We start from the raw sequence: 15,514 nt of genomic DNA, 5'->3' as shown, positions 1-15,514 counted from the left end.
CACATCTTTTACATCTCGGGCGCATCCTCCGCGCCCGCCTTATGCTATGATTCGCAACTTTGGAGCCTCTGCTTACGGCAGAATCGCATTTCTACCGCTGTCCACTTTCAGCGGAATAACAACATCTTGTGGTGACAGATGAACAGTGGTTATCTGCATTTTCCGGAATTTGATCCGGTCATTTTCTCAGTAGGACCTGTTTCGCTTCACTGGTACGGTCTGATGTACCTGGTGGGCTTCATTTTTGCCATGTGGCTCGCTGGCCGTCGCGCCAGTCGTCCCGGCAGCGGCTGGACGAAAAACGAAGTTGAAAACCTGCTCTATGCGGGCTTCCTCGGCGTGTTCCTCGGTGGCCGTATTGGGTACGTGCTGTTCTATAACTTCCCTGTATTCCTGAACGATCCCCTCTACCTGTTCCGCGTCTGGGACGGCGGCATGTCCTTCCACGGCGGCCTGATTGGGGTGATCCTGGTGATGGTGATTTTTGCCAAACGCACCAAACGCAACTTCTTCCAGGTTTCGGATTTTATCGCGCCGCTGATCCCGTTTGGTCTGGGTGCCGGTCGTCTGGGTAACTTTATCAACGGTGAGCTGTGGGGCCGCGTCGACCCGAGCGTGCCTTATACGATGCTGTTCCCGGGCTCCCGCGCGGAAGATATCGCGCTGCTGCCATCACATCCGGAGTGGCAGTCCATTTTCGATACCTACGGCGTTCTGCCGCGCCATATGTCTCAGCTGTACGAGCTGGCGCTGGAAGGCGTTGTGCTGTTTATCATTCTCAACCTGTTTATCCGCAAACCGCGTCCGATGGGCGCTGTCTCCGGCCTGTTCCTTATTGGCTACGGCGCATTCCGTATTATCGTCGAGTTCTTCCGTCAGCCAGACGCACAGTTTACCGGCGAATGGGTACAGTACATCAGCATGGGGCAGATCCTCTCCATACCGATGATTGTCGCGGGTACCATTATGATGATTTGGGCGTATCGTCGTCGTCCACAGCAACAAATTTCCTGAGGAACCATGAAACAGTATCTTGAATTGATGAAAAAAGTGCTCGACGAGGGCACGCCGAAAAACGACCGCACCGGCACCGGTACGCTCTCCATTTTTGGCCACCAGATGCGCTTCAACCTGCAAGAAGGCTTCCCTCTGGTGACGACAAAGCGCTGCCACCTGCGCTCGATCATTCATGAACTGCTCTGGTTCCTGCAAGGCGATACCAACATAGCGTATCTGCACGAAAATAACGTCTCAATCTGGGACGAATGGGCAGATGAAAATGGCAACCTGGGCCCGGTTTACGGCAAGCAGTGGCGCGCATGGCCAACGCCTGATGGCCGCCATATTGACCAGATCACCACCGTGATGAACCAGCTGAAAAACGATCCGGATTCGCGCCGCATCATCGTTTCCGCCTGGAACGTCGGCGAGCTGGATAAAATGGCGCTGGCACCGTGCCATGCGTTCTTCCAGTTCTATGTGGCGGATGGGAAGCTCTCCTGCCAGCTCTACCAGCGCTCCTGTGACGTGTTCCTCGGCCTGCCGTTTAACATTGCCAGCTATGCGCTGTTGGTCCACATGATGGCGCAGCAGTGCGATCTGGAAGTGGGGGATTTTGTCTGGACCGGAGGGGATACCCATCTTTACAGCAACCATATGGAACAGACGCATCTCCAGCTGACGCGCGAACCGCGTGCGCTGCCGAAGCTGGTTATCAAGCGCAAACCGGCATCAATCTTCGATTACCGCTTTGATGATTTCGAAATTGAGGGCTACGACCCACATCCGGGCATCAAAGCGCCCGTCGCTATCTGATGCGATAAAGCGTGACACAGCCGGTGCTGTTTAGCGCCGGTTTTTTTTCGCCTATATCTCGTTTCCCGAAGCGCTATCCAGAAAGCGTGCAACGCGCTGCAACTCTTCCAATTCTCCGGATAACGCCTCGTAAAACGATATTTCGATGCTCGTCATGTTCACGGTGCTTCGCCACACTCCCGGTATGAAAAAAGAGAACGGTTTTACGCTTATCGAAACGCTGGTCGCCATATCGCTTGTCGTTATTCTTAGCGCCTCAGGGCTGTACGGATGGGACAGCTGGCAGCGGCAGCAGCGGCTGTGGCAAACCGCCAGTCAGGTGCGAGATTACCTGCTTTTTCTACGCAATCATGCCAACCGCTACAACCGCGACCATCAAATTACCCATCAGCGGGTGGGAGGCCGGGACTGTCTGGTGAGCTCTGCCGCCCAAGGCTGTGAGAAGGGCAGTCCCTTTGTGCTGATACCACTCTGGCCTGAAGTCGCGATCGGCGAGGTAACGCCGTCGCTCGCGTTCTATGGATTAAGGGATACGGCGTGGGCAGGGCGGATACGCGTTCAAAGCCGTGCAGGAGAGTGGTTGATTATTGTCTCAAATGGAGGACGCATCAGGATGTGTAAGGTCACTGGGGGAGGTTCATGTCGATGAGGCAGCGTGGTTTCTCGCTGACTGAAGTTCTGATTGCTACGGCGATTAGCAGCCTTTTGCTGATAAGCGCATCGCGATTTTTACCCGGCTTGCAGCGAGCGGTCTTAGTGCAATCCGGCCAGAGAGAACTAGAGGAAGAGGTCTGGCATCATCTGTTTTCCGTGGGCAAACAGCTTCAGCGTGCGGGGTACTGCGCGGGAAACTGTCAGGGGCAGGCGCTGGTGACCGCGAGGCTTGGAAGTTGCGTCATTGTGCGGTCGGACGCCAACAGTAACGGCAGCTGGGATAACAGCGCATCAGAAAATGACAGCACCGGTTTTCGTCTGGAGTCGGGGGCGCTGGAAACCCTGCGTGGAGCGACCTCATGTGAAGGAAAAGGATGGGAAAAGCTTACTGACCCGAGCAGGCTTACGATCGCGCATTTTGTGGTAAGAACAGTGGAGCATGCCGGTTTTGCGCCTGAGGTGAATATCGAAATGGCGGCGATTCGCAAAGGCGAGAAGGGGGAGCCCTGGCAGGCGTTGTATACGGTCACGGGATACAACCTTTGAATCGTCAACGCGGCATATCTTCGCTGGCGCTGGTTCTGCTTTTACTGGTGCTCGGGACACTGATCCTCACGGGTCTCAATCAGCAGCTCATAACGTTTAGCGCGCTCGTTGGCGGCGAGAGCCGCTCGCTTCAGCAGCAGGCGACGGTACAGTCAGCGCTTGAGTGGGGACGGGTTCAGAGCTGGTCGTCAGAGCCCCAGATTCAGTGCAAAAAGACACCTGCGTGGCGAGTGTGTTTGCGCCAGCTGAGTGAGGGGCGCGCGTTACTGATTGCCGGAGACAGCGGCCTGCTGCTCTGGCGCGCAGCAGAGATTGTCGACGGGGAAGTTCGCTTTTTGCCTCACGGCTGGAGTGATTTTTGTCCCCTTAAGGAGAGCGCGTTATGCCAGCTGCCGTGAGCAAAGAAAAAGGGTTTAGCATGGTGGAAGTCCTGCTGGCGATGATGCTGCTGGTGATCGTCGTGACGGCTTTGTCGGGTTATCACCGGGCGCTGGCGGCGCGGTTTACCCTGTTTAACCAGTATCGCCAGCTCTGGCACCATGCCTGGAATCAGTCTCAGCTCTCAACAAATGTTCTCCCTGCAGGCTGGCAGGCCAGTCGGGGGCAGACAACGCACGCAGGATGTGTCAGCATCACGGTTACACTTATTTCTCCTCTGGGGCGGCGCGGTGAGCTAACGCGTCTGCATTGCCCGGTTAGCCAGTAGTCGGGAGCGTCTATGTTAAGGGTCTACCACTCAAATCGTCTGGATGTGCTGGAAGCGCTGATGGAGTTTATCGTTGAGCGCGAGCGGCTTGACGATCCTTTTGAGCCTGAAATGGTGCTGGTGCAGAGCACCGGTATGGCACAGTGGCTGCAAATGTCGCTTTCCCGTAAATTTGGCATAGCCGCAAATATTGATTTCCCGCTGCCCGCGAGCTTTATCTGGGAGATGTTTGTGCGCGTGTTGCCGGACATCCCGGAGCAGAGCGCCTTCAACAAGCAGGCCATGAGCTGGAAGCTCATGGCGCTGCTGCCGGAAATGCTGCAGCATGATGAATTCGCCATGCTGCGCCACTACCTCAATGACGATACCGACAAGCGCAAGCTGTTCCAGCTGGCGTCGCGTACTGCCGATCTCTACGACCAATACCTTGTTTACCGTTCTGACTGGTTAATTCGTTGGGAAGCGGGCGAGCTGGTTGAAGGTCTGCCGGAGGCGCAAATATGGCAGGCACCGCTGTGGAAAGCACTGGTAGAACATACGGAGAAACTTGGGCAGCCTAAGTGGCACCGTGCCAACCTGTACGATCGGTTTATTTCAATACTCGAAAATGCGACAGAGCGTCCAGCAAGACTACCGTCACGCGTTTTTATCTGCGGGATATCCGCTTTACCGCCTGTTTATCTGAAGGCGTTGAATGCGCTGGGTAAACATATTGATATTCATATTTTGTTCACCAACCCTTGCCGACAGTATTGGGGGGATATCCTCGATGAACGCTGGCTTGCGCGTCTGGTAACTCGCCAACGAAAGCGCCTTTTTGAAGAACGGTCCGTCCCGCTGTTTAAGGACGGCTCGACTGCCGGGCAGCTTTTTGACGAAGATGGTATCCAGAACCTGCCCAATCCGCTGCTTGCCTCATGGGGGAAGCTGGGGCGTGACTACATTCACATGCTTTCAGACATCACTTCCTCAGGCGAAGGTGACGTGGATGCCTTTGTCGAGATCGCTCCGGACAGCCTGCTGCATAATATTCAGTTAGATATTCTGGATCTGGAAAACCGTGCCGTCATGGGCGTGACGGCGAACGAGTTCGAACGCAGCGACAGCAAGCGTAAGCTGGACGCTGACGATCGCAGCATCACGATCCATGTTTGCCATAGCCCTCAGCGTGAGGTCGAAGTGCTTCACGACCAGCTGCTGGCGATGCTGCAGGACGATCCCGAACTGACGCCACGCGATATCGTGGTAATGGTGGCGGATATCGACAGCTACAGCCCCTTTATTCAGGCCGTCTTTGGCAGCGCGACGGGCGAGCGATATCTTCCTTATGCTATTTCTGACCGTCGTGCCCGTCAGTCGCATCCGGCATTGCAGGCGTTTATCACTTTACTCTCACTGCCGGATAGCCGCTTTATCTCCGAAGATGTCCTGGCGTTACTGGATGTCCCCGTTCTGTCTGCACGCTTCAACATCAATGAAGAGGGGCTTCGCTACCTTCGCCAGTGGGTGAATGAGTCTGGTGTTCGCTGGGGTATCGATGACGATAACGTTCAGGAGTTCGAACTTCCTCCAACCGGGCAGCACACCTGGCGATTTGGCCTGACGCGTATGCTGCTGGGCTATGCCATGGAGAGCAGTCAGGGCGAGTGGAATGAGGTGCTGCCTTACGATGAGTCCAGCGGGTTAATTGCTGAACTGGTGGGGCATTTAGCATCGCTCCTGATGCAGCTTAACCGCTGGCGACACGAGCTGCTGCAGCCGCGTCCACTTGAAGAATGGCTCCCGGTTTGCAGAGCGTTGCTTAATGATTTCTTCCTGCCGGACAATGACACCGAAGCGGCGATGGCGCTCATTGAAACGCAGTGGCAGGCTATCATCGACGAAGGCGTCAATTCCCACTATCAGGAGGCCATTCCGCTGTCGCTGTTGAGGGATGAGTTGACGCAGCGGCTTGACCAGGAGCGAATCAGCCAGCGTTTCCTGGCAGGCCCCATCAATATTTGCACCCTGATGCCAATGCGTTCAATCCCGTTTAAAGTGGTCTGTTTACTTGGCATGAACGACGGCGTTTATCCTCGCGCGCTCGCGCCGTTGGGGTTCGATTTAATGAGCGCAAATCCAAAACGGGGCGACCGTAGCCGCCGTGATGATGACCGATATCTCTTCCTTGAGGCGCTTATTTCCGCCCAGAGTAAGCTTTATATCAGCTATATCGGCCGTTCGATTCAGGACAACAGCGAGCGTTTCCCCTCCGTTCTGGTGCAGGAACTGGTGGATTATATCGGTCAGAGCCACTACCTGCCGGGGGATGAAGAGCGCAACTGCGATGAAAGCGAGAAGAGGGTGAAAGACCATATCACCTGTTTCCACAGCCGCATGCCGTTTGACCCGGTGAACTATACGGCCAGCGAGCGCCAGAGCTATGCGCAGGAGTGGCTGCCAGCGGCGAAAAAAGAGGGGAATGCGCATACCGATTTTATTCAGGAACTCGACCCTCGCCCTGTCGACACCCTGACCTTCGAGCAGCTTCAGCGGTTTTGGGCGCATCCTGTGCGCGCTTTCTTCCAGCAGCGACTACAGGTCAATTTCCGTTCTGAAGAGAGTGAAATTCCTGATGCAGAGCCGTTTACGCTGGAAGGTCTGGAGCGCTACCAGTTAAACCTGCAGCTGTTGAATGCGCTGGTTGAAGAGGAAGATGCTGAAAAACTTTACCGCCGCTACCGCGCTGCGGGACAGTTGCCTTATGGGGCGTTCGGGGAGATCGTCTGGGAGGCGCAGTGTCAGGAGATGACCGCCCTGGCAGAGCGCGTAAGAGCGTGCCGACAGCCAGGGAATAGTATTGAAATCGATCTCAACTGCAACGGGGTACAGCTCACGGGCTGGTTAACCCAGGTTCAGCAGGATGGGCTGCTTCGCTGGCGGCCTTCAATGCTTAGCGTTTCACAGGGTTTGCAACTCTGGCTGGAACATCTTGTCTACAGTGCGGGTGGGCATAAAGGCGAAAGCCGCATTTTCGTGCGCAAAGAGGGCGAATGGCGCTTCCCGCCAATGGAGTCTGATCAGGCGTTACGGTATCTGTCTTTGTACATTGATGGCTACCGCCAGGGAATGAACAAACCCCTCCTGCTACTGCCGGAAAGTGGCGGCGCCTGGATAAAAGCCTGTTATGACGCGCAGAATGATGCGATGTTAACGGATGAGGCTTCGCTGCAGAAAGCCCGCAGTAAGTTTATGCAGGCCTACGAAGGTAACATGATGGTGCGTGGCGAAGGTGAAGATGTCTGGTATCAGCGCTTATGGCGAACGCTTGAGCCAGAGTACTTTGAGGCTATTACGGAAGAGGCGCAGCGCTACCTGCTGCCGTTGTTTAAATTTAATCAGTCCTGAGTGCTGTATAAAAATTGCGCAGCTAAGGGTGTTCATTTATGATGCACTTCTTATCACGGACTGATGTACCCAAAGAAAGAGATGTTGGCGTGTCCAGCACGCAGTTTGTTTATGATGTAGCCGTGATAAAGAGGTCGTAATGCCAGGCAGCACCTTGTTTAAAGCGTTTGTTTTGTTTATTGCCCTTTGGGCGCCCGTCACTCACGCAGACTCCGGTTGGCAACCCGTTCAGGAAACTATCCGTAAGAGCGAAAAAGATACCCGTCAATATCAGGCTATTCGTCTTGATAACGGCATGACCGTGCTGCTGGTTTCCGACCCGCAGGCGGTGAAATCCCTGTCGGCATTAGTGGTGCCGGTTGGGTCGCTGGAAGATCCTGACGCTCATCCTGGACTTGCACACTATCTGGAACATATGACGCTGATGGGGTCAAAAAAATACCCACAGCCAGATAGCCTGTCCGAATTTCTCAAGATGCATGGCGGTAGCCACAATGCCAGTACGGCACCGTACCGCACGGCCTTTTATCTCGAAGTCGAAAATGATGCGCTGGAAGGGGCAGTCGACCGTCTGGCTGATTCCATCGCCGCGCCGTTGCTGGATAAAAAATACGCCGATCGTGAACGCAATGCGGTGAATGCCGAGCTGACCATGGCCCGCACGCGAGACGGTATGCGCATGGCGCAGGTCAGCGCCGAGACCATCAACCCGGCGCACCCGGGTTCGCGCTTCTCCGGCGGTAACCTCGAAACCTTGAGCGACAAACCGAATAGCCCGGTGCTGGATGCCCTGCACGCGTTTCGCGATAAATACTACTCCGCCAACCTGATGAAAGCGGTCATCTACAGCAATAAACCTTTGCCTGAGCTGGCAGACATGGCGGCCAAAACGTTTGGCCGGGTGCCGAATAAAAATATCGACCTGCCGCAAATAACCGTTCCGGTGGTCACGGACGCGCAAAAAGGTATCGTGATCCACTACGTTCCTGCCATGCCGCGCAAAGTGCTGCGCGTCGAATTCCGCATTGATAACAACACGGCTCAGTTTCGCAGTAAAACCGATGAGCTGGTGACCTACCTGATAGGTAACCGTAGCCTGGGTACGCTGTCTGACTGGCTGCAAAAGCAGGGGCTGGCGGAAGGTATTCGCGCCGATTCCGATCCGGTAGTGAACGGTAATAGCGGCGTACTGGCGATCTCCGCCACCCTGACCGACAAAGGGCTGGCCAACCGCGATGAAGTCGTGGCGGCTATCTTTAGCTACCTCGCTTTGCTGCGCGAGAGAGGCGTCGATAAGCGCTATTTTGATGAACTCGCGCACGTGCTGGATCTCGACTTCCGCTACCCATCCATAACCCGCGACATGGACTATGTGGAGTGGCTGGCGGATACCATGATCCGCGTGCCGGTGGAACATACCCTCGACGCGGTAAATATTGCCGACCAGTATGATGCCGGGGCGGTAAAAGCCCGCCTGGCGATGATGACGCCGGAGAATGCCCGCATCTGGTACATCAGCCCGAACGAACCGCATAACAAGACGGCGTACTTTGTCGATGCCCCTTATCAGGTGGATAAAATCAGCGCCCAGACCTTCGCCGACTGGCAGAAGAAGGCCGGGGAGATTGCGTTGAAGCTGCCGGAGCTGAACCCCTATATTCCGGATGATTTTTCGCTTATCAAAACGACGAAAGATTACCCGCATCCAGAACTCATCATTGATGAGCCAACGCTGCGCGTTGTGTATACTCCAAGCCGCTATTTTGCCAGTGAGCCAAAAGCCGATGTCAGCGTGGTGCTGCGTAACCCGAAAGCAATGAACAGCGCCAAAAATCAGGTGATGTTCGCACTCAATGACTATCTCGCCGGTATCGCTCTCGATCAGCTCAGCAACCAGGCCGCCGTGGGCGGGATCAGCTTCTCCACCAACGCCAATAACGGTTTGATGCTTAATGCAAACGGCTATACCCAGCGCTTGCCTCAGCTGTTCCAGGCCTTGCTGGAGGGCTACTTCAGCTACACGCCGACGGAAGAGCAGCTTGAGCAGGCTAAATCCTGGTATGCCCAGATGATGGATTCTGCCGAGAAGGGCAAGGCCTACGATCTTGCGCTTATGCCGGCGCAAATGCTGTCGCAGGTTCCTTATTTCCAGCGAGAGGAGCGCCGCGCGCTGCTGCCTTCCATCTCCTTAAAAGACGTGCTGGCGTACCGTGACGCGCTGAAAACCAATACGCGTCCGGAGTTCCTGATTGTCGGCAACATGAGTGAGGAGCAGGCTAAAACCCTGGCGCAGAATGTTCGCACTCAGCTCGGCTCTAAAGGCGACGAGTGGTGCCGCAACCAGGACGTGCTGGTTGAGAAAAAGCAAAATGTGATTTTTGAAAAGGCGGGTAACAGCACGGATTCCGCGCTGGCCGCGGTATTTGTGCCAACGGGCTATGATGAATTCGCCAGCTCGGCGCAGAGTGCCGTGCTGGGGCAGATTATTCAGCCGTGGTTCTATAACCAGTTACGCACCGAGGAGCAGCTTGGCTACGCGGTGTTTGCCTTCTCCATGAACGTCGGGCGTCAGTGGGGGCTGGGCTTCCTGCTGCAAAGCAGCGACAAACAACCGGCGTATCTCTGGAAGCGTTATCAGGCCTTCTTCCCGCAGGTGGAAGCAAAACTGCGTGCCATGAAGCCGGAAGAGTTTGCTCAGATCCAGCAGGCCGTCATCGCGCAGGTGATGCAGCCGCCGCAGACGCTGGGTGAAGAAGCCTCTCAGCTGAGCAAAGATTTCGATCGCGGTAATCTGAAATTTGATTCGCGTGATAAAGTAGTGGCCGAGATAAAACAGCTGACGCCGCAGAAGGTTGCCGACTTCTTCCATCAGGCGGTCATTAAGCCGCAGGGAATCACCATCCTGTCTCAGGTTTCCGGTAGCCAGAACGGGAAAACGGAGTACGTGAACCCGAAAGGCTGGAAAGTCTGGAAGAGCGTCAGCGCGCTGCAGCAATCTATGCCCTGGAGTAAGAAAGAATGACCGATACCGCTGAGTCCCTTGATCCCTTACGTTTACCTCTGCAGGGTGAACGATTGATTGAAGCCTCAGCGGGAACGGGAAAAACCTTCACCATTGCCGCCCTCTATCTGCGCCTGCTGTTAGGGCTTGGCGGCAACGCAGCTTTTCCACGCCCTTTGAGCGTGGAAGAGCTGCTGGTAGTCACCTTCACCGAGGCCGCTACCGCGGAGCTGCGGGGCCGTATTCGAACCAATATCCACGAGCTTCGCATTGCCTGCCTGCGTCAGAGCACGGATAACCCCCTCTACGCCAGCCTTCTGGAAGAGATTGCCGATAAGCATCAGGCCGCCCAGTGGCTGCTGCTCGCTGAACGGCAGATGGATGAAGCGTCCGTCTTTACCATTCACGGTTTTTGCCAGCGTATGCTGAGCCTGAATGCGTTCGAGTCCGGAATGCTGTTCGAACAGCAGCTCATTGAAGATGAATCCGTGCTTCGCTATCAGGCCTGCGCGGATTTCTGGCGTCGCCACTGCTATCCCTTACAGCGTGATATTGCCGAAGCGGTACACGCGCTCTGGAAAGGCCCGGAGGCGCTGCTGCGCGCGATCGATCGTTATCTCCAGGGGGAAGCGCCGGTAATCAAATCCCCGCCGCCGGCAGATGAAACCCTGGCCTCGCGGCATGAAAAAATCATCGCGAAAATTGCGGACATCAAGCAAAAATGGATGGAGTCAGTCGGCGAGATTGACGCCATCATCGAAAATTCCGGCATCGATCGTCGCAAGTTCAACCGCGGCAATCAGGGGAAATGGATCGACAAGATCAGCGCCTGGGCGCAGGAAGAGACGCGGGGCTATCAGCTCCCGGACGCGCTGGAGAAATTCTCCCAGCGTTTCCTGGCTGAGCGGACCAAAGCCGACGGCATTGTGCCTGAGCATCCCCTGTTTGTGGCAATAGAAACCCTGCTGGCGGATAACCTTACGCTCAACGATCTGATGATCGCTCGCGCCATGACCGAAATTCGCGAAGCCGTGGCGCGCGAGAAACGCCGCCGGGGTGAACTGGGTTTCGACGATATGCTGAGCCGCCTTGATGCGGCGCTGTGCAGTGAAAACGGCGAAGCGCTTGCCGCCGCGATTCGCACCCGCTTCCCGGTTGCGATGATAGACGAATTTCAGGACACCGACCCTCAGCAGTACCGCATTTTCCGCCGTATCTGGCGCCAGCAGCCCGGTACCGCGCTGTTGTTGATCGGCGATCCAAAACAGGCCATCTACGCCTTCCGCGGGGCGGATATTTTCACCTATATGAAAGCCCGCAGCGAGGTTGACGCACACTACACGCTCGATACCAACTGGCGCTCCTCTCCCGGCATGGTGGAAAGCGTCAACGCGCTCTTTAGCCGCATGGATACGGCGTTTATGTTTCGGGAGATCCCGTTTCAGCCGGTAAAATTTGCCCCGAAAAATGCCTCGCTGCGCTTCGAGTTTAACGGCGTGACGCAGCCTGCCATGAACTTCTGGCTGCTGGATGGGGAAGGCTGCGGCGTTGCCGACTATCAAAATGCCATGGCCCAACACTGTGCTGCGCAAATCCGTGACTGGCTCAGTGCCGGGGCGCGGGGCGAGGCGCTGCTGTGGAAGGGGGATAACCCCACCCCGGTAAAGGCATCGGATATTACGGTGCTGGTGCGCAGCCGTCAGGAGGCCGCATTAATCCGAGACGCCCTGACGTTACTGAATATCCCATCCGTCTATCTGTCGAACCGTGACAGCGTCTTTGAAACGCTGGAAGCGCAAGAGATGTTATGGCTGCTCCAGGCCGTGCTGGCCCCGGAGCGGGAAAGTACATTGCGTAGCGCATTAGCCAGCGCGATGCTCGGACTGAACGTGCGGGATATAGATGCGCTCAACAATGACGAAGCCGCGTGGGATGCTGTGGTAGAGGAGTTTGTGCGCTATCGCGAAAAATGGCAGAAGCGTGGAGTCATGGCGATGGTGCGCGAGCTCATGGCACAGCGCCACATTGCGGAGAATATGCTGGCTACCGCAGGCGGCGAGCGTCGTTTGACCGATATTTTGCACATCAGTGAGCTTTTGCAGGAAGCCGGTACGCAGCTTGAGAGCGAGCACGCCCTGGTGCGCTGGCTGGCGCAGCAGATTGCCGATCCGAACAGCAATTCATCCAGCCAGCAGATGCGCCTCGAGAGTGATAAACATCTGGTGCAGATCGTCACCATTCACAAGTCGAAAGGCCTGGAATATCCGCTGGTCTGGCTGCCGTTTATCGCCAATTACCGCGTGCAGGATCAGGCTTTTTACCACGATCGCGAGTCGTTCGAGGCGGTGCTCGATCTCAGCAACGCGGAGTCCAGCGTTGAGCTGGCCGAAGCCGAGCGTCTGGCGGAAGACCTGCGCCTGCTTTACGTGGCGCTGACCCGTTCGGTATGGCACTGCAGCCTGGGCGTTGCGCCGCTGTTCCGTCGCCGTGGCGAAAAGACCGGGGAGAGCGATTTTCATCTGAGCGCGCTGGGGCGGCTTATTCAACAGGGTGAGCCCAAAGACGCGGCGGGCCTGCGCCAGTGCATCGAATCGCTTTGCACTGAGCATGTTGCCCTGCATATTCCATCGCTGCCCGATAACAGCCGCTGGCACATGCCGGATCCGCACGAGTCAGATCTCCATGCCCGTCAGGTGGTACGTACCATTGCCGACGACTGGCGCGTTACCAGCTACTCCGGCTTACAGCAGCACGGGCAGAGTATTGCGCAGGATCTGATGCCAAAACTGGACGTGGATGCCGCAGGCGCCGGTAGCGTGCCGGCTGAGCCTGTGCTGACGCCGCACCAGTTCCCTCGCGGCGCTTCGCCGGGCACGTTTTTGCACAGCCTGTTTGAAGAGCTGGATTTCACCCAGCCGGTTTCCGAAGAGTGGGTGCTGAAGATGTTACAGAGCGGTGGTTACGACGCACAGTGGCAGCCGGTTCTCACCGACTGGATCCGCGCGGTTCTGCACGCGCCGCTCACGACGCAGGGGATTTCGCTGAATCAGTTGACCGCCAAAGATAAGCAGGTGGAGATGGAGTTTTATCTCCCCATCGCCAGCCCGCTCAGGGCCGAGGCGCTTGATGCGCTGATCCGCGAGTACGATCCGCTATCTGCCGGATGCCCGCCGCTGAATTTCCGCCAGGTGCAGGGGATGCTCAAAGGCTTTATCGACCTGGTTTTCCGCCACGAAGGACGCTACTACCTGCTGGATTACAAATCGAACTGGCTCGGTGACAGCAGCGAAGCCTATACCCAACAGGCGATGGCGTCGGCAATGCAACTGCATCGCTACGATCTGCAGTACCAGCTTTACACCCTGGCGCTGCACCGTTATCTGCGCCATCGCATGGCCAATTACCGTTACGAAGCGCATTTTGGCGGCGTGATTTACCTGTTCCTGCGCGGCGTGGATGCTAACGACCCGCGTTCCGGCATCTTTAGCACGCGTCCGGCTGAGGAACTGATTGAAAAAATGGATAACCTGTTTGCTGCGAGCACGGAGGAGGTGGCATGACGATGCAGGCGCTACTGCTGGACGCAGTTGAACAACGATTACTGCGCCACCTGGACGTGCAGTTTGCCATGATGGTGGCAGGTGAGGAGCCTGCCGTCATGCTTGCCGCAGCCATTCTTAGCAAAGACGCGGGGGAAGGGCACGTGTGCCTGCCGCTGTCGCGTCTGGCGGTGGATGAGAAAATGCCGCCAGCTTTACAGGCGTGTTTCGCGCAGATCGGTGACGCCGTGGACTGGCAGGAGATATTACTCGGCTCGCCTGCCGTAAGCGGAGCCGATACCGGGACGCCGATGATCCTTGTCGGCGAACGTTTGTATCTTAACCGTCTGTGGCGTAACGAACTGACGGTGGCGCGCTTCTTCAGTGAGAGCAACGCCTCGCTTCCCTGCGATGAAACGCAGCTCCGGCAAACGCTGGATACGCTGTTTATATCTGACGATGCGACAGACTGGCAGAAAGTGGCAGCTGCCGTGGCGTTAACGCGTCGGATCTCGGTCATTTCTGGCGGTCCGGGCACCGGGAAAACGACCACCGTGGCAAAACTGCTCGCCGCGCTGATTCAGTTATCGGGGGAGCAAAAGTGCCGTATTCGCCTGGCGGCCCCCACCGGTAAAGCCGCTGCGCGTCTGACGGAGTCGTTAGGCGGCGCGCTGCAAAAGCTGCCGCTTACCGGGGAGCAGCTTGCGCTTTTTCCCAATGAAGCCAGCACGCTGCACCGTTTGCTTGGCGCACAGCCTGGCAGCCAGCGTTTGCGCTACCATGCCGGTAACCCGCTGCACCTGGATGTGCTGGTGGTGGATGAAGCCTCAATGATTGATCTGACGATGATGTCGCGTTTGATTGATGCGCTACCGCCGCACGCGCGCGTCATTTTCCTCGGCGATCGTGACCAGCTTGCCTCCGTAGAGGCGGGGGCTGTGCTGGGCGATATTTGCACCTATGCCAGTCTGGGATATACCGCTGAACGCGCTCAGGAGTTAGCGCGTCTCACCGGATGTACGCTCACCTCTGAAAGCCACTCGCTTGCAGGGGCGTTGCGCGACAGCCTGTGTCTGCTGCAGAAAAGCTACCGTTTCGGCAGCGATTCCGGCATCGGCCAGCTTGCGGCGGCCGTAAACCGGGGAGACAGACACGCCACCTCAGCGGTGTTTGCCGGAACCTTTACGGATATTGAGAAAAAATCGCTGCAAAACGGGGAAGAGTATCAGGCGATGCTGGACGACGCTCTGCAGGGGTATCAGCACTTTCTGACAAGCGTACAACAGCAAAGTGCGCCTGAGCAGATCATTGCCGCGTTTGGCGAATACCAGCTGCTCTGTGCGCTGAGGGAAGGCCCCTTTGGCGTCCGGGGTCTCAACGACAGGCTGGAACAGCTGCTGGCGCAAAAACGCAAAATTAACCGTACCCCGCATTCGCGCTGGTATGAAGGGCGACCGGTGATGATCTCCCGTAACGACAGCGCGCTGGGGTTGTTTAACGGGGATATCGGGATTGCGCTCGACTGCGGTCAGGGACTACGCGTCTGGTTCCAGATGCCGGACGGGAGCGTGAAGTCCTTCCAGCCCAGCCGTTTACCCGAGCATGAAACCGCCTGGGCGATGACGGTGCATAAATCTCAGGGCTCCGAATTTAACCATGCGGCGCTGATCCTGCCTACGCAGCTTTCACCCGTTATTACCCGCGAGCTGATCTATACCGCCATTACGCGCGCGCGTCAGCGCCTGTCGCTTTATGCCGATGAACGGGTGCTGGTGAAGGCGATCGCCACCCGTACGGAACGCCGAAGCGGGCTGAGCGCGATATTTGAGTCCCTCTGAACGAAAGCCCTCGCCGGACGGTGAGGGC

At 56.7% G+C, this 15,514-nt stretch carries 10 protein-coding genes; all 10 read left to right on the top strand.

Annotation, left to right across the window (positions count from 1 at the left end; genetic code table 11):
* The first annotated feature begins 138 nt into the window (after positions 1-138).
* A complete protein-coding gene (gene lgt, locus AB3N39_RS16920) occupies positions 139-1,014 on the top strand; it encodes a prolipoprotein diacylglyceryl transferase (RefSeq protein ID WP_127732210.1) in 876 nt (291 codons plus the stop codon).
* A 6-nt stretch (positions 1,015-1,020) separates the two neighbouring features.
* Positions 1,021-1,815 (top strand): thymidylate synthase, encoded by a 795-nt coding sequence (thyA, locus tag AB3N39_RS16915; RefSeq protein WP_111966081.1) that lies wholly within the window; start codon positions 1,021-1,023, stop codon positions 1,813-1,815.
* A 184-nt stretch (positions 1,816-1,999) separates the two neighbouring features.
* On the top strand, positions 2,000-2,464 hold the full coding sequence (locus AB3N39_RS16910) for a prepilin peptidase-dependent protein (protein WP_127732830.1): 465 nt from the start codon (positions 2,000-2,002) through the stop codon (positions 2,462-2,464).
* The gene (locus tag AB3N39_RS16905) at positions 2,455-3,015 is read left to right on the top strand and encodes a prepilin peptidase-dependent protein (RefSeq protein ID WP_127732208.1); all 561 of its coding nucleotides are present in this window, start codon (positions 2,455-2,457) and stop codon (positions 3,013-3,015) included. The genes AB3N39_RS16910 and AB3N39_RS16905 overlap by 10 nt, the downstream gene beginning before the upstream one ends.
* Entirely contained in the window at positions 3,012-3,413 is a 402-nt protein-coding gene (locus tag AB3N39_RS16900; RefSeq protein WP_127732206.1) for a DUF2509 family protein, read from the top strand. The genes AB3N39_RS16905 and AB3N39_RS16900 overlap by 4 nt, the downstream gene beginning before the upstream one ends.
* Positions 3,398-3,721: a prepilin-type N-terminal cleavage/methylation domain-containing protein gene (locus AB3N39_RS16895; protein ID WP_133295081.1), complete on the top strand. Its 324-nt coding sequence runs from the start codon at positions 3,398-3,400 to the stop codon at positions 3,719-3,721. The genes AB3N39_RS16900 and AB3N39_RS16895 overlap by 16 nt, the downstream gene beginning before the upstream one ends.
* 12 nt (positions 3,722-3,733) lie before the next feature.
* The gene (gene recC, locus AB3N39_RS16890) at positions 3,734-7,108 is read left to right on the top strand and encodes an exodeoxyribonuclease V subunit gamma (protein ID WP_143345477.1); all 3,375 of its coding nucleotides are present in this window, start codon (positions 3,734-3,736) and stop codon (positions 7,106-7,108) included.
* Between the two features lie 139 nt (positions 7,109-7,247).
* The gene (ptrA, locus tag AB3N39_RS16885) at positions 7,248-10,130 is read left to right on the top strand and encodes a pitrilysin (RefSeq protein WP_136195114.1); all 2,883 of its coding nucleotides are present in this window, start codon (positions 7,248-7,250) and stop codon (positions 10,128-10,130) included.
* Complete coding sequence (gene recB / locus AB3N39_RS16880; RefSeq protein ID WP_325814274.1) at positions 10,127-13,669, top strand: exodeoxyribonuclease V subunit beta; 3,543 nt, start codon at positions 10,127-10,129, stop codon at positions 13,667-13,669. The genes ptrA and recB overlap by 4 nt, the downstream gene beginning before the upstream one ends.
* Positions 13,666-15,486 (top strand): exodeoxyribonuclease V subunit alpha, encoded by a 1,821-nt coding sequence (gene recD, locus AB3N39_RS16875; RefSeq protein ID WP_367896911.1) that lies wholly within the window; start codon positions 13,666-13,668, stop codon positions 15,484-15,486. Before recB ends, recD begins: the two co-directional genes overlap by 4 nt.
* Positions 15,487-15,514: the final 28 nt, after the last annotated feature.

This window comes from Enterobacter vonholyi (assembly GCF_040834095.1).
Classification (GTDB): Bacteria; Pseudomonadota; Gammaproteobacteria; order Enterobacterales; family Enterobacteriaceae; genus Enterobacter; species Enterobacter vonholyi.
Note: the sequence above shows the minus strand (reverse complement) of the source record. Positions and strands in the feature narration are given on the sequence as shown.

Excerpts from the sequence above, each read along its gene's own strand:
- AB3N39_RS16905 (WP_127732208.1), top strand. The coding sequence starts at position 2,455 with ATGTCGATGAGGCAGCGTGGTTTCTCGCTGACTGAAGTTCTGATTGCT.
- recB (WP_325814274.1), top strand. The coding sequence starts at position 10,127 with ATGACCGATACCGCTGAGTCCCTTGATCCCTTACGTTTACCTCTGCAG.
- ptrA (WP_136195114.1), top strand. The coding sequence starts at position 7,248 with ATGCCAGGCAGCACCTTGTTTAAAGCGTTTGTTTTGTTTATTGCCCTT.
- thyA (WP_111966081.1), top strand. The coding sequence starts at position 1,021 with ATGAAACAGTATCTTGAATTGATGAAAAAAGTGCTCGACGAGGGCACG.
- AB3N39_RS16910 (WP_127732830.1), top strand. The coding sequence starts at position 2,000 with ATGAAAAAAGAGAACGGTTTTACGCTTATCGAAACGCTGGTCGCCATA.
- recC (WP_143345477.1), top strand. The coding sequence starts at position 3,734 with ATGTTAAGGGTCTACCACTCAAATCGTCTGGATGTGCTGGAAGCGCTG.
- AB3N39_RS16895 (WP_133295081.1), top strand. The coding sequence starts at position 3,398 with ATGCCAGCTGCCGTGAGCAAAGAAAAAGGGTTTAGCATGGTGGAAGTC.
- recD (WP_367896911.1), top strand. The coding sequence starts at position 13,666 with ATGACGATGCAGGCGCTACTGCTGGACGCAGTTGAACAACGATTACTG.
- lgt (WP_127732210.1), top strand. The coding sequence starts at position 139 with ATGAACAGTGGTTATCTGCATTTTCCGGAATTTGATCCGGTCATTTTC.